The sequence below is a fragment of the Rhodanobacter thiooxydans genome (genome assembly GCF_030291135.1).
Classification (GTDB): domain Bacteria; phylum Pseudomonadota; class Gammaproteobacteria; order Xanthomonadales; family Rhodanobacteraceae; genus Rhodanobacter; species Rhodanobacter thiooxydans_A.
This window is the reverse complement of record NZ_CP127409.1, coordinates 2,484,045-2,497,040: the sequence shown is the minus strand read 5'-3', so window position 1 is coordinate 2,497,040 and position 12,996 is coordinate 2,484,045. Positions and strand designations below refer to the sequence as shown.

The 12,996-nt window shown below is 66.2% G+C and carries 14 protein-coding genes and 1 pseudogene; 7 read left to right on the top strand and 8 right to left on the bottom strand.

Annotated elements, in window-relative coordinates:
* Positions 1 to 73: 73 nt before the first annotated feature.
* From QQA13_RS11570 to QQA13_RS11560, 3 genes are read left to right on the top strand one after another with little or no spacing between them, the layout of a single operon-like run.
* On the top strand, positions 74 to 1,165 hold the full coding sequence (locus QQA13_RS11570; protein WP_108470702.1) for a protein-glutamate methylesterase/protein-glutamine glutaminase: 1,092 nt from the start codon (positions 74 to 76) through the stop codon (positions 1,163 to 1,165).
* Between the two features lie 17 nt (positions 1,166 to 1,182).
* On the top strand, positions 1,183 to 2,361 hold the full coding sequence (locus tag QQA13_RS11565) for a methyl-accepting chemotaxis protein (RefSeq protein WP_108470701.1): 1,179 nt from the start codon (positions 1,183 to 1,185) through the stop codon (positions 2,359 to 2,361).
* Positions 2,362 to 2,371: 10 nt separating this feature from the next.
* Complete coding sequence (locus tag QQA13_RS11560) at positions 2,372 to 2,671, top strand: STAS domain-containing protein (protein ID WP_108470700.1); 300 nt, start codon at positions 2,372 to 2,374, stop codon at positions 2,669 to 2,671.
* 89 nt (positions 2,672 to 2,760) lie between these two features.
* Here QQA13_RS11560 and QQA13_RS11555 read toward each other — a convergent pair whose 3' ends face one another.
* The gene (locus tag QQA13_RS11555) at positions 2,761 to 3,111 is read right to left on the bottom strand and encodes a hypothetical protein (protein ID WP_108470699.1); all 351 of its coding nucleotides are present in this window, start codon (positions 3,109 to 3,111) and stop codon (positions 2,761 to 2,763) included.
* 203 nt (positions 3,112 to 3,314) lie between these two features.
* Here QQA13_RS11555 and QQA13_RS11550 point away from each other — a divergent pair, with 203 nt between their 5' ends.
* Positions 3,315 to 3,677: a hypothetical protein gene (locus tag QQA13_RS11550; protein WP_108470698.1), complete on the top strand. Its 363-nt coding sequence runs from the start codon at positions 3,315 to 3,317 to the stop codon at positions 3,675 to 3,677.
* A gap of 51 nt (positions 3,678 to 3,728) precedes the next feature.
* Here the strand turns inward: QQA13_RS11550 and QQA13_RS11545 are convergent, their stop codons facing one another.
* The 4 genes from QQA13_RS11545 to QQA13_RS11530 form a co-directional block, all read right to left on the bottom strand.
* Positions 3,729 to 4,292: an NUDIX hydrolase gene (locus QQA13_RS11545; RefSeq protein WP_108470697.1), complete on the bottom strand. Its 564-nt coding sequence runs from the start codon at positions 4,290 to 4,292 to the stop codon at positions 3,729 to 3,731.
* A gap of 74 nt (positions 4,293 to 4,366) precedes the next feature.
* Entirely contained in the window at positions 4,367 to 5,383 is a 1,017-nt protein-coding gene (locus QQA13_RS11540) for a magnesium and cobalt transport protein CorA (RefSeq protein ID WP_108470696.1), read from the bottom strand.
* Positions 5,384 to 5,423: 40 nt separating this feature from the next.
* Positions 5,424 to 6,629, bottom strand: a complete 1,206-nt coding sequence (locus tag QQA13_RS11535) for a DUF4105 domain-containing protein (RefSeq protein ID WP_108470695.1) — start codon at positions 6,627 to 6,629, stop codon at positions 5,424 to 5,426.
* A gap of 271 nt (positions 6,630 to 6,900) precedes the next feature.
* Positions 6,901 to 8,544, bottom strand: coding sequence for an acyl-CoA dehydrogenase family protein (locus QQA13_RS11530; RefSeq protein ID WP_108470694.1), 1,644 nt, complete (start codon positions 8,542 to 8,544; stop codon positions 6,901 to 6,903).
* Between the two features lie 102 nt (positions 8,545 to 8,646).
* Between QQA13_RS11530 and QQA13_RS11525 the strand changes: the two genes are divergently transcribed.
* Both QQA13_RS11525 and QQA13_RS11520 read left to right on the top strand, forming a co-directional pair.
* Complete coding sequence (locus QQA13_RS11525; RefSeq protein ID WP_108470693.1) at positions 8,647 to 9,432, top strand: acyl-CoA thioesterase; 786 nt, start codon at positions 8,647 to 8,649, stop codon at positions 9,430 to 9,432.
* A 188-nt stretch (positions 9,433 to 9,620) separates the two neighbouring features.
* The gene (locus QQA13_RS11520) at positions 9,621 to 10,529 is read left to right on the top strand and encodes an FRG domain-containing protein (protein ID WP_108470692.1); all 909 of its coding nucleotides are present in this window, start codon (positions 9,621 to 9,623) and stop codon (positions 10,527 to 10,529) included.
* A gap of 88 nt (positions 10,530 to 10,617) precedes the next feature.
* Here QQA13_RS11520 and QQA13_RS11515 read toward each other — a convergent pair.
* Positions 10,618 to 10,994, bottom strand: a pseudogene (locus QQA13_RS11515) (DUF2069 domain-containing protein).
* A gap of 145 nt (positions 10,995 to 11,139) precedes the next feature.
* Between QQA13_RS11515 and QQA13_RS11510 the strand changes: the two are divergent.
* Positions 11,140 to 11,967 carry an alpha/beta hydrolase gene (locus QQA13_RS11510; RefSeq protein WP_108470691.1) on the top strand — a complete coding sequence of 276 codons (828 nt, stop codon included), beginning with the start codon at positions 11,140 to 11,142 and terminating at the stop codon, positions 11,965 to 11,967.
* A gap of 42 nt (positions 11,968 to 12,009) precedes the next feature.
* On the opposite strand, the gene QQA13_RS11505 is transcribed toward QQA13_RS11510, so the two are convergent.
* Both QQA13_RS11505 and wrbA read right to left on the bottom strand, forming a co-directional pair.
* On the bottom strand, positions 12,010 to 12,381 hold the full coding sequence (locus tag QQA13_RS11505) for a DUF2069 domain-containing protein (protein ID WP_108470690.1): 372 nt from the start codon (positions 12,379 to 12,381) through the stop codon (positions 12,010 to 12,012).
* Positions 12,378 to 12,980, bottom strand: coding sequence for an NAD(P)H:quinone oxidoreductase (wrbA, locus tag QQA13_RS11500; RefSeq protein WP_108470689.1), 603 nt, complete (start codon positions 12,978 to 12,980; stop codon positions 12,378 to 12,380). The genes QQA13_RS11505 and wrbA overlap by 4 nt, the downstream gene beginning before the upstream one ends.
* Positions 12,981 to 12,996 lie beyond the last annotated feature (16 nt).

Genomic DNA, 12,996 nt, shown 5'->3' with positions numbered 1-12,996 from the left:
GTGGTTCCGGCGTGGCAATCGATCGGGCCACCGTCGCGGGCGACGGGGCCGTGGCTGCATGGCAAGGTGGGCAATGGATAGAGTGCGTGTTCTGGTAGTCGACGATTCCGCATTGGTGCGCAAGCTGATGTCGACCATGCTTGCCTGCGATCCGGACATCGAGGTCGTCGGCACGGCGGCGGACCCGCTGATCGCCCGCGAGAAGATCAAGCAGCTCAACCCCGACGTGCTGACCCTGGACGTCGAGATGCCGCGCATGGACGGGCTGACCTTCCTGGAAAACCTGATGCGGCTGCGGCCGATGCCGGTGGTGATGGTGTCGTCGCTGACCACCCAGGGTGCCGAAGTGACGCTGCGCGCGCTGGAACTGGGCGCGGTGGATTTCCTGGCCAAGCCGAGCAGCGACTTGGCCAGCAGTTTCGGCGAACACACGCTGGAGATCTGCGCCAAGGTCAAGCAGGCGGCGCTGGCGAAGCCGCGCGCGCGCACCACGGTGCGCAAACTGGACGTGGCGCCGCGGCTGTCGGCCGATGCGGTGCTGCCGCGCGCGCAGACCGCAGGTACGCGCGGCGGCAGCCCGATCATCGCGATCGGCGCCTCCACCGGCGGCACCGAGGCGGTGCGCGTGGTACTGGAGGCAATGCCGCCGGACGCGCCACCGATCCTGGTGACCCAGCACATTCCTGCCGCCTTCAGCGGCCCGTTCGCCGCGCGTATGGATCGCTGCTCGGCGATGCGCGTGTGCGAGGCGCAGGACGGCCAGCCGATCCAGTCCGGCCATGCCTACATCGCGCCCGGCAGCCACCACCTGCTGGTGATGTGGGATGGCGCCAAATACGTGTGCCGCCTGCACGACGGTCCGCCGGTGAACCGGCACCGCCCCAGCGTCGACGTGCTGTTCCGCTCGCTGGCGGCCAGCGCCGGCGCCGCCACCATCGCCACGCTGCTTACCGGCATGGGCGGCGATGGCGCGCGCGGCCTGCTTGAACTGCGCCAGGCTGGCGCTGCCACGGTGGTACAGGACGAGGCCAGTTCGGTGGTGTGGGGCATGCCCGGCGCCGCCTGGAAGCTCGACGCCGCGGGCGAAATGCAGTCGATCGAACACATGGCGGCGCGCCTGCTGGCGCTGGCCCGTCACCCCCATACCGGCGCTGCCAGCGCCTGACTCGCGGATACAGGATCATGTCATTCACTCCCGCTCTGTGGTTCCGACGCCAACCGGCCGGCTGGGTCGCCAGTGCCGTCGCCCTGCTGCTGGCGCTGGCCTGGCACCCGGCCTGGCTGGCGCCACTGCTGGTGGTTGCCCTGACCGCGACCTGGGCCATGCTGGAACGACCCGCCGCGACGCCAGCCGCGCAGGCCCTTGCCGGCGCCCGCGCCGAACCGGTGCGCGAGGCGCTGGAGGATGTGCGCGGCGCGCTGGTCGACGAGCTCGGCCATGCCACCCGCGAGCTGCACCAGGGCCTGGACCTGCTGCGCGACGCGGTGTCCGAGCTGGGCGGCGGCTTTGACGGCCTGTCCAGCAAGACCGCGCTGCAGCAGTCGCTGCTCAAGCAGATCATCGAGGTGCAGGACGGTGGCGTGTCGGTGCAGGATTTCGCCGCGCGCACCGGCGACCTGCTGGAGCACTTTGTCGGCATGATCGTGCAGATGTCGCGCGAGAGCCTGCGCATCGTCTACCGCATCGACGGCATGGCGAAGGAAATGGACGCGGTGTTCGGCCTGCTCAGGAACGTCAACACCATCGCCGAGGAAACCAACCTGCTGGCGCTGAACGCCGCGATCGAGGCGGCGCGCGCGGGCGAGTCCGGCCGCGGCTTCGCGGTGGTGGCCGGTGAGATCCGCAACCTGGCCAGCAACTCCAACCAGCTCAACGAGCAGATCGGGGGCCACGTCGAGCGTGCTCGCGCCGCGATGGAGCAGCTGCGCGGACTGATCGGCGCGATGGCCTCGCAGGATCTCAACGTGGCGCTGTCGGCCAAGGGCGGCATCGACGCGATGACGGCCCACGTCACCGAGACCGATGCGCGCACCAGCGTGGTGGCCGACCAGGCGGTCGAGATCAATCGCGGCCTCGGCAGCGACGTCTCCACCACCATCCGTTCGCTGCAGTTCGAGGACATTCTCGGCCAGCTGCTACGGCAGACCCGTACCCGGCTGGTCGAGCTGCAGGAGGTCGTGGGCGAATGCACGCGCGACATCGAGGAGCTGGCCTGTGGCCCGGTCGACGCCGACACGCTGGCGGCGCACGCCCAGCGGGTGCGCAGCCGGCTGGCGATCCAGCGCGAGAAGGCACGCCTGCGGTCGCGCGGCCCGGCGCTGCAGAGCTCGATGGACGCCGGCGAAATCGAACTTTTCTGAGGATTGCCCCATGATCGTCCACCACGACAGCGAACTGGATTGCCTCACCCTGCAACTGGGCGAACGCTTCGACTTCAGCATCCACCGCGATTTCCACGATGCCTGCCTGGGCAGCGGCAAGCCTGCGCGCAGCTACGTGATCGACCTGGGCGAGGTCACCGGGATGGACAGCTCGGCGCTCGGCATGCTGCTGCTGCTGCGTGAGCACGCCGGCACCGACCGCTCCGACATCCGTATCGTCAATGCCTCCGGCGAGCTGCGCGGTACGTTGCGCGTGGCCGGTTTCGACAAGCTGTTCGTGCTGCACTGACTGCCTGCCGGCGCGGACATGCGAGCCGTGGCGCCAGATACGACGAAGGCTCCTTGCGGAGCCTTCGTCGTATCACGCTGCCGGATGCCTCACCAGGTGCGCACGTCGACCACGCTGACCGTGTAGCTGTCTATTTCCGACTGGTAGCGGAACATGCGGCCCAGGTCGAAGTGCACGGTGTCGCCCGGAGCGATGTTGGCGGTGCCAGCCGGCCAGCCCTGCTTGCTCTGCAGCACCTTGCCGGCGGCGTCCTTCACCTCGATGCGGACCTGCGCGGCCGAGGCCGCCGCGCAGTTGTTGACCAGCTCGCCGCGCAGGCTGAGGCGCGACGCCGCGACGCCGGGCTTGAAATCCTTGACCGCGAAATCGCCAGGCGCGCAGGCAGCCTGGGCGGCCAGCGGAGCGAACAGCAACACGGCGGAAACAACGAGAGCCTTCATGGGGAAACTCCATCGAACAGTGGGGGACCGCAATGCGGGGGACGGGACCACCCTCTATCGACGCCAGTGCGAAGAACTTTAACTACGGGTGGCTGGCTCTCTGCGGCCGTCGCGCCGGGTGCGACCGACTAAAGAATTCCACAGGCATGCCGATGATTTTCCATGCCCGCATCGAAGGCATGCCTCGGGATGGCCCAAACCTCATGAAGACGCTGATCATTTCCGCCGTACTCCTGTTCGCCCCGCTGGCCGCCCAGGCCGACTGCAATCCGAAGGACTTCGCCATCAAGGATTTCAAGCCCGCAATCAACAACACGGGAACGGTCGCCCGCATGAGCCTGCGTGGCGAGCTGGTCAACAACTGCGCGGCGGCCTCGGCGGCACAGATCCGCATCGAGGTGAAGGACGCCGGCGGCAAGGTGCTGCAGAGCAAGCAGGGCTGGCCGGCTGGTACCGCCAACATCGCTCCGGGCGATACCGTGCACTTCGACCTGGGCCGCATGTTCCGCTACCAGTCGGAAATAGACAGCTACACGGTCAGCGTGGTCGACGTGCGCACTTGGTGAGCAGCCCGCTGCCGCGGTACGGCAGGCTGGGCCCGGAACCCTGCCGCGCGCTCAGCCGCCGGCGTGTTCGATGAACCACAGCCCGGCGAACAGTTTCGGGTCGATCGAGTAGCCTTCGGCGGCGCGCGCGAACAGCCAGGCGCCTGCTTCGCGGCGCGGCACCTCGTGCACCACGATGTTCTCGGTGTCGTCGCCGCCGCCGGGGCCGACCTTTTGCAGATCCCATGCGCGTACGAAGGTGATCATCTCGGTGCTCATGCCGGATGAGGACGGTCCGCGATGGATGAACTCCACCCGCTGGCAGCGCCAGCCGGTTTCTTCCTCCAGTTCGCGCCGGGCCGCCAGCTGGGCGGTTTCGTCGGCCTGGCCGGCCAGGTCGCCGACCAGGCCGGCCGGCATCTCGATGGTGTTCTGCAGGATCGACACGCGGTACTGCTCGACGAACAGCACCTTGTCCGCGGGCGTCACCGCCAGGATGATCACCGCGCCGCCGGGGTTGTTGCGCTCGGCGTACTCCCAGCGACCGCGCTTGCGCAGGCTCAGCCAGCGGCCTTCATGCAGGGTTTCCACCGGAGCGTCGGCATCGGCGGGGATGTGGCTGGTGGAGTCGTTCATGGGTCATCGCGTGCGGAGCCAGGGTCAGTCGGCATCTTGAACGGTCCATGGTGCAGCGACAACCGTCCGGCGCGCTACAGCCACTTTGCGCGCTTGAGCCCCAGGTAGATGCCGCTGACCACGCCGGCCACCACCACAATGATGGCGGGGTAGGCCCAGGGGCGGCTGAGCTCGGGCATGTGGGTGAAGTTCATGCCGTACCAGCTGGTCAGCAGGGTCGGCGCGGCGAGCATGGCGGCCCAGCCGGCGAGCTTTTTCATCACCTCGTTCTGGCGCAGGCTGACCAGCGACAGGTTGACGTTGATCGCGGCGGTGAGCATCTCGCGCATCGCGCCGATCGCCTCATTGACGCGGAAGGCGTGGTCGTAGACGTCGCGGAAGTACGCGTGCAGCACCTCGGGGATCAGGTTCGGGTGCAGCCGGATCAGCTGGTTGATGATGTCCTGCAGCGGCGCCACCGCCAGGCGCAGCGTCATCAGGTCGCGCTGCATGTCGTACAGGCGGCGTATCGTGCTGCTCTTGAACGTCTCGCCGAAGATGTCGTGCTCGAGCTGCTGCACTTCCTCGCGGAAGTCGCGCACGATCGGCAGCAGGTTGTCGACGATGAAGTCGAGCACGCCGTACAGCCCGTAACTGGGGCCGTTCGCCAGCAGTTCCGGCGCGTGTTCGCAGGTGCGCCGTGCCGGCGCGTAGGACTGCGAGGCGCCGTGGCGCACGGTGACCAGGTAGCGCGGGCCGAAGAAGATGTGCGTTTCGCCGAACGCCAGTTCGCCGTTGATCAGCTGCGCGGTCTGCACCACCAGGAACAGCGAGTCGCCGTAGGTTTCCAGCTTGGTGCGCTGGTGCGCGGCGTGCGCGTCCTCGATCGCCAGGTCGTGCAGGCCGAATTCGTCCTGGATCTTTTCCAGCAGCGCCTCGTCCGGCTCGTACAGGCCGACCCAGACGAAGGTATCCGGTTCGGCCAGCACGTCGCTGATTGCGTCGAGGGTAACGTCGCCGATGCGGCTGCCGTCCTTGCGGTAGGCGATGCAGTTGACCACCATGGGCTGGCTGCTGGTCGACGGTGCATTCGGCGGCGTGATCGGATTCATGCCCGCATCATGCCCCGCGCCCGATGGCGGGGCAATTGGATTACCGGCGGTGGCGGCGCAGGCTCCACGCCAGCACCAGCCAGCACGGCAGGGCGAACAGCAGCCACGGCTGGTTCTGCTGCACGGTGCCGGGCAGCAGGTGCAGCAGCACGGCAGCCATGCAGGCGAGCAGCTGCAGCGCGATCACACCGTCAATGAAGCGCGAGGCGGCGAGGCCGCGGCGCGAGCGCCATAGCGTCGGCAGCAGCGCGAAGGCCAGCGGGTTGAACAGCAACAGGTTCGCGTTGGCCCAGGCCGAGTGGTGGGTGGTCAGCGTCCACAGCGTCAGCAACAGCAGGCCGACCAGACCGGCTGCCAGCAGGTAGACAGTACCGAGCAGGGCGTAGCCGGTCGGCCACCAGCGGCGGGCGAGCACGAGCAGCGCAGCCAGCAGCAGGCCGGCCAGGGCCAGCGGCAGGCGCAGGTCGGGCGCGGTCGGTGGCGGCACGTCGAGCCGGTTCGGCGAGGTGAGTTGCTCGTCCTGCACCAGCGGCTGCAGGTTGCCGTGGCCGTCGTCGACACGCACCTCGCGCAGCTGCGCCTGCAGCACTTCAGGCAGGAAGCTTTCCTGCCAGGCGTTCAACGGCTGGTCGGCATACGGCCCCAGGCCCAGGTCGAGCAGCAGCATCAGCCACGGCTGCGCGCTCATCAGCCGCACGGTCTGCTGGCGGTAGGTCATGCCGCCGGGGCGCGCCTTCAGACGGGCTGCCAGCACGCCGCCGAGCGCCTTGTCCAGCGCGTCGCGCACGCGGGTGGTGCAGTTGTCGACATAGTAGTCGTAGGCGTAGCCGGCATTTTCCGGGCGCAGGTTCCACAACAGGAAGTCGCGCAGCGCGGTTGCCTGTTCGGCCGTCATCACCAGCCGCTGGCGGGTGATCGAGCGGCCGGCCTCGACGTAGTAGCGCTCGTCCTGGTCGCTCGGCGCCGCGTCCATCAGGTAGTGCATGCGGCCGCGGGCGAAGTTCAGCAGGAAGTTCTTCTCGTTGAAATCGAACACGCCGTAGTTGAAGTTGACGGCCTCGCCCGAAACCGTGTCGCGCAGTTCGATCGCGTCGTGGCCGAAGCGCTCCCAGTAGGTTTCGCCCGGGCCGTAGGTGACCAGCGACACTTCGAGGTTGGCGCCGGGCGCATTGGCGACGCTGGCGTGGGCCAGGGAGGTTGTCAGCCACAGGGTGATGAATAAAAACGCGAAACCGATCTGTCGCATGAATCCAGCCTTGTCGTGGTGCACATCAATCCTGTGGAGCGGTTGGCTTGGCAGCCTGGGTGGGTTCGGCCTCGTCATCAGCTGGACTGACCTCGCGCCTTCGGGCGTCGAAGCGCCAGCTCTGGCGAGATGGCTTCCGCGGCAAGCGCGGAGGACGAGGCCATGTGCAAGGTTACGATGATCGCGACCGGAGCGGGTATCCCGGTCGACCGCAGCGGTTGACCGTGGAGGCGAGTCCACAGCTGGAGCGTGTCCGTCCGGCGGGTACGCATCAGCCCAGCAGCAGGGCGGTGTTGTCCGCGTCCGGCGCAACCAGCCGGTCGAGGCCGAGGCTGATGAAGCGGCGCGTAGCCGCGGCCGGTCGCTGGTCGCCGCGGTGGCTTGACCAGCTCGCCTGGCGTGCCAGCAACGCCGCCGCGGCGCAGCGCGCCAGGGTGAAGGCGAGGCCGCGTGCACCGGCTTCCAGCGTGTCGCGCGCGGCCGCATGCTGGTCGAGCCAGCGCGCCGCAGCGTCCAGCGCCTGCCGGATCGCGCTGGCCGCGTGCATGTCGTCGTTGCCGTCCAGCCAGCCGGCGCAAGCCGTGCGCAACGCGCCGAGGCCGTCGCCGGCCAGCGCGCGCAGGCTGTCCAGCGACAGCACGTTGGTGGTGCCTTCCCAGATCGCGTACACCTGCGCGTCGCGCAGCAACTGCGGCAGGCCGGTGTCCTCGATGTAGCCGGCGCCGCCGAAGCACTCCAGCGCTTCCGAGCACATCTGCACCGCCAGCTTGCCGGTCCACAGCTTGGCCAGCGGCGTGAGCAGACGCAGCAGCGCCGCCTCGTGCGGTGCCGCCGCGCCGTGTTCGACGCGGCCGAGCAGATGGGCGACCTCGAACGCCAGCGCGAACGCGGCCTCGAACTCCGCCTGCATGTCGGCCAGCGTCTCCGCGTGCAGCGGCTGCTCAACCAACGGACGGCCAAACGCGCGGCGACGCTCGGCGAAGTCGCGCGCCAGGGCGATCGCGCGGGCCATGCTGGCCACCGCGCAGATCGCGTTCCAGCTGCGGGTGATGTTGAGCATCGGCGCTACCTGGCGTACGCCGTGGGCCAGTTCGCCCAGCGGCCACGCGGGCAGGCCGTCCAGGTGGATCTCCGCGGTGGGCAGCTCCTGCGTGCCGAGCTTGTCCTTCAAGCGGTCGATCACCAGTTCCGGCTTGCGCCGCGCGCCGTCCATCGTCTCGACGTAGAACAGCGCCAGCGACGTGGTGCCCGCAGCAGTCGCGCCTTCGGGCCGCGCCAGCGCCAGCGCCGCCTCGCCAACCACCGCCGAGCTGAACCACTTGCGCCCGTACAGACGCCACCGGCCGTTCGCATCCTGCCGCGCGATGGTTTCGGTGTGGCCGACATCAGAACCGCCGACGTTCTCGGTCATCCATTGCCCGCTGAGCCAGAACGTGGCCGCATCGCGACTGAGGAAACGCGGCAGCACCCGTTCGATCAGCTCGCGGTTGCCGGACGCCTTGATCGCGGTGGCGGCGCCGTCGGTCATCGCCAGCGGGCAGGTGTAGAACTCGCTGGCGAGGTGATACAGGTAGACGCGGGCAAACTCTTCCAGCCGCGCATGCTCGCCGTCCGCGTGGCCGGCGGCGAGCACGGCGTGCCGCGTCGTCACCGCCGCGCCTTCCTGCCACGCCGGCGTCAGCTCGATGCGATCGATGCGGCGTCCCCACGCATCCCACGACGTCAGCACCGGCTTGCGCTGCGTGGTGGCGCATGCGCGCTGCCACGCCATCTGCGCATAATCGCCCAGCGCGTCCAGGTCGGCGTCCAGCGCGGCGCGGCGCTCGGCGGGCAGCGCGCGATCGAGCAGGGCCAGCAGAACGCGGTCGCTGCGATACGGATGGGGAAGTTGCGGCGGATCCTGCAGGAAGGCCATGGCGCGCTCCGTCCAGAGTCGAGGTGTCGAGTATAGGCATGCGGGCATTCGGCGCGTGGCGCTGGCATCATCGAAAGCCCTTCCCCGGCGCAGGCGCGACCCATGCGATTTTCCGAAGCGATGCAGAGCCTCACCCACCACGGCGACGGCTGGCAGGCCACGGTGAGCGAGGACTGGCTGCAGGGGCGCAGCGCCTTCGGCGGCCTGCAGGCGGCGCTGGCGCTGCGCGCCATGCGCGAACTGGTGCCGGCGGACATGCCCTTGCGCAGCCTGCAGACCACCTTCGTGGCGCCGGTGCCGGCAGGCACGGTGGACATCCGTGCGCAGCGCCTGCGCGCAGGCCGCAGCGCGATCCAGGTCGAGGCTAGCCTGGTCGACGGCGAGCAGATCCTGTGCCGGCTGCTCGGCGTGTTCGGCAGCGCGCGGCCGTCGGTACTGGATTTCCAGCCCGTGCAATCGCCGGTGGAAAATGCAGCCGCGCCGGAGCTGCACTACGTCGAAGGCAGCATGCCCGCCTTCACCCAGCACTTCCGCGCCCGCTGGCTGCGCGGCGGCCTGCCGTTCAGCGGCAGCCACCAGCGCGAAAGCGTGCTGCAACTTTCATTGCGCGACGAAGGCCCGGTCGACGAAACCCACGTCCTCGCTTTCGCCGACTTCATCCCGCCGATCGCCCTGTCGATGTTCGCCACTCCCACCCCCGGCAGCTCGCTCACCTGGATGCTCGAACTGCTGCGCGACCGCTACGACGACCTCGGTATGGACGACTGGCGCGTGGATGCCGAACTCATCGCCGCCCGCGATGGCTATACCAACCAGAGCGTGATGCTGTGGGGACCGGGTGGGGATGCGGTGGCGTTGAGCCGGCAGAGCATGGTGGTGTTTGGGTGAGGCGGGAGCGTCCCGTGCGCGCCGTGATCATGCGCGTGGAAATGCTGCTGGTTGTGCGGGACCAGGCTGCAGCAAGATGATCAAGCCGTTGATTCATCTTGATTATCGTTACGGTGTCTGAGTGGTGGCACCGGCTAGGCTGCAGGATTAGACTGCGTTTTTGAAATTTACTTGGTGTTAACTCTCATATGCAGCATTTCGCAGCCACTGCCATAAGCGATATTAAAGACTTGCTTGATCTCTCAGAACATTTGGGTCTGTTTGTATTTCGCGGTCAAGCAGACGCCTCCTGGGATCTGCTAACGTCCTTGGAGCGTGCGTATATTAGATCAGGCCAAACGATCTACAGTCTTGAAAACACTGAGCACTGGATGCTCGATGAGTTCAAAAACAAGTTCTATCTTCACTCGTCAACACCACCTCGATCAGCCAACACATTCGAGTGGCTAGCGCTAATGCAACATCATGGCGGGGCGACCCGTCTACTCGATTTTACAAAGTCAATTTACGTCGCTGCCTATTTCTCAGCACTCAATGCAATCAACGATTCCGCAATTTGGGCGATAAATAGGCCACGCCTACGGGATAACTTATGTGAATTTGCAAAATTGCCCTACAGGAAGGGTCATGACCTAAAAGACGTTATAAATGCCCATCACATTGATGTTTTTAACAAGTCAGTAGCTAGAGCGAACAGCCACTCCAAAGATAGCAATCTAACTCATCTAGTTCCTCTCGAGTCTCAGTCCCTGTTCGATCGCGCATCAACTCAGCGTAGTCTTTTTCTGGGCGCGGGATATCTCGGCTGCGTGAGCGAGCCCTTTAGCTTTATGGATAACCTCAGGGCGAGTTTCCCCGGCATATCGGACGCGCTTAGCAATCCTTCCATAGTCGATTTGGCTGAACTTTGTTCACGCGAACGCGGTGACTTGTGCTATCAAAACTTTAATGTCATTAAGATCATCATTCCAAAAAAACTACATGTGCAGCTAAGAAAGGAATTGGCTCTGATGGGCCTAACCGAGGAGTCGCTATTTCCTGGGCTTGACGGTCTTTCAAGATCACTTGTTCAAAGCTATATCTTCGATAAGAGCTGACGATTGATTAAGGCCGAAGCCACTTTGTGGCTTGGTTTAATTCAGTTGTTAGCAAACGACAAAGGGGCCAAGTTCATTTGGGCAAGCTTCAGATTGCCTCTCTGCTGCGCGGTTTGCGCTTTACCCCCGCACCCAGCGCCCCAATCAGCAACACCGTCAGCACGATCTCCGCCACCGCCAGCCAGCGCTCGCCCGCCGAACTCCATGCTTCAGCCACGCCATGGCTGAAGTAGAACAGCTGAGGATGCCGACCCAGAGCAGGGCGCGGCGCACGTCGCGGAGGGCGAACAGGGGCAGCAGCAGGGGGACGACGGTGATCGCCAGCAGCAGGGCCATCGGCATGTGCTGCGGCGGCACCAGCCAGGCGTGCCAGACGAGTTGCAGCACGACGAGCAAGGCCCAGGCGATCAGGCCGGCGCGATAGACGGGCAGGATGGGTGCGTGCAGAAAAGGTGTCAGGGACATTTTTTGAGATCACGTCGTCAGTTGAGATGAGGCTGTGCCGCCTTTTATATTTCTCGTCGAATGCGTGGCTCGTGGGCATCCAAATTGTCCCCGACACCGTTTTTCTTGTTCGTTTTCCCCTCAGGCGTTAGGTGCGCTCAGCGACATGAAGGCACGTTGGTTTTTTTTTGGCATCGCGATCGGACTGGCCGCGGTGTATTTCGCCATCGGAGCCTACGTGCTGCGCTTCCGCCTGGAGTCGGTGCTCCTGCCGCATACGAGTGCGCCAGTTTCGCCGTCTACACCAGAGCTCCAGCCTCTCGGTCACAGCGGCGAGCTTTTTGTTCGTCACTATGGCGTACCACGGCTTGGCTGCGTGCTGTTCTTTCCGGGACAACATGGCAACCTGCCAGCCTATCAGCGCGATCTTTTTCCGGCGTTGGCGGCTCGTGGCATCGAGGTGCTGGCAGTTGCCTACCCCGGACAGGACGGTGCATCGGGAATCGCCAGCCTCACCCATATGCAAGCTCTTGCCACAGAAGCAGTCTCGGCGGCAGGTGCGGTGTGCCCGGAGCATTCAGTCGTCCTGTACGGCCGCTCCCTCGGCGCCATGGTGGCTGCCTACAGCGCGCCAAATCATCGGCCCGCCGGATTGATTCTCGAGGGAGCCGCACCCTCTTTGTCGTCTGCCGTTCGGATACGTCTTTCATCGCACTGGTATTCGCTGCCATGGATGGCCCTCCCAGTGTCGTCGCTACTCCGGCAAGAGTTCTCCCTTGCCCAAGCCCTTTTGGCCACCCCCTCTACGCCCGTCGTGTGCTTTCAAGGCACAGCGGATACTGAAACACCGCTAGGAGAGTTACAGAACGCTCCCGGCCTTGGAAAACTGCGCATCATTGTGGTGCCGGGTGGAACCCACACCGGCACCTACGAACTATCAAGAGATCGGATCGTAGAAACGGTGGTGTCGATGCTTAGGCAGCAGCGCACCTAACAGTTCCGTGCCGACAAAGGGGCCAGGTTCAGTTTTCAAGCTTCAGGCTGCATCTCCGCCGCGCGGTTTGCGCTTCACCCCGGCGCCCAGCGCCGCGATCAGCAACACGGTCAGCACGACTTCCGTGATCGCCAGCCAGCGCTCGCCCGCCGAACTCCATGCTTCAGCCACGCCGTGGCAGAAGTAGAACAGGCTGAGGATGCCGACCCAGAGCAGGGCGCGGCGCACGTCGCGGAGGGCGAACAGGGGCAGCAGCAGCGGGACGACGGTGATCGCCAGCAGCAGGGGCATCGGCATGTGCTGCGGCGGCACCAGCCAGGCGTGCCAGACGAGCTGCAACACGACGAGCAAGGCCCAGGCGATCAGGCCGGCGCGGTAGACCGGCAGGATGGGGGCGCGCGTGGCGGTGGTCATGGCGTGGCCGCCAGGCGGCGGGCGACGTCGGCGAGGCGGCGGCCCAGCGCGCGGGCCAGTTCGCGTTCGTGTTCGCTGATCGGGTTGTCGCCCTTGGCGCCAGCGACGTGGCTGGCGCCGTAAGGGGTGCCGCCGCTTTGCGTGGCGGTGAGCGCCGGCTCGGTGTACGGCACGCCGAGCAGCAGCATGCCGTGGTGCAGCAGCGGCAGCGCCATCGACAGCAGGGTGGATTCCTGGCCGCCGTGCATGGTGCTGGTGGAGGTGAACAGTACGGCGGGCTTGCCGACCAGCGCGCCGCTGGCCCACTCGGCGCCGGTGGTGTCGAGGAAATGTTTCAGCGGCGCGGCCATGTTGCCGAAGCGGGTGGGGCTGCCCATGGCGAGCCCGATGCAGTCGAGCAGGTCCTGCTTGGTGGCGTACGGCGCGCCGTCCTCGGGTTCCGGCGGTTGCGCGATCTCGGTCACCGGCGCCACCGGCGGCACCTGGCGCATGCGCGCGCGCATGCTGGGCACTTCCTCGATGCCGCGGGCGATCAGGCGCGCCAGCTGGGCGGTGTGGCCGCTGCGGCTGTAGTACAGGACCAGGATCTCGTGATTCATGCGGCATCGACTCGCG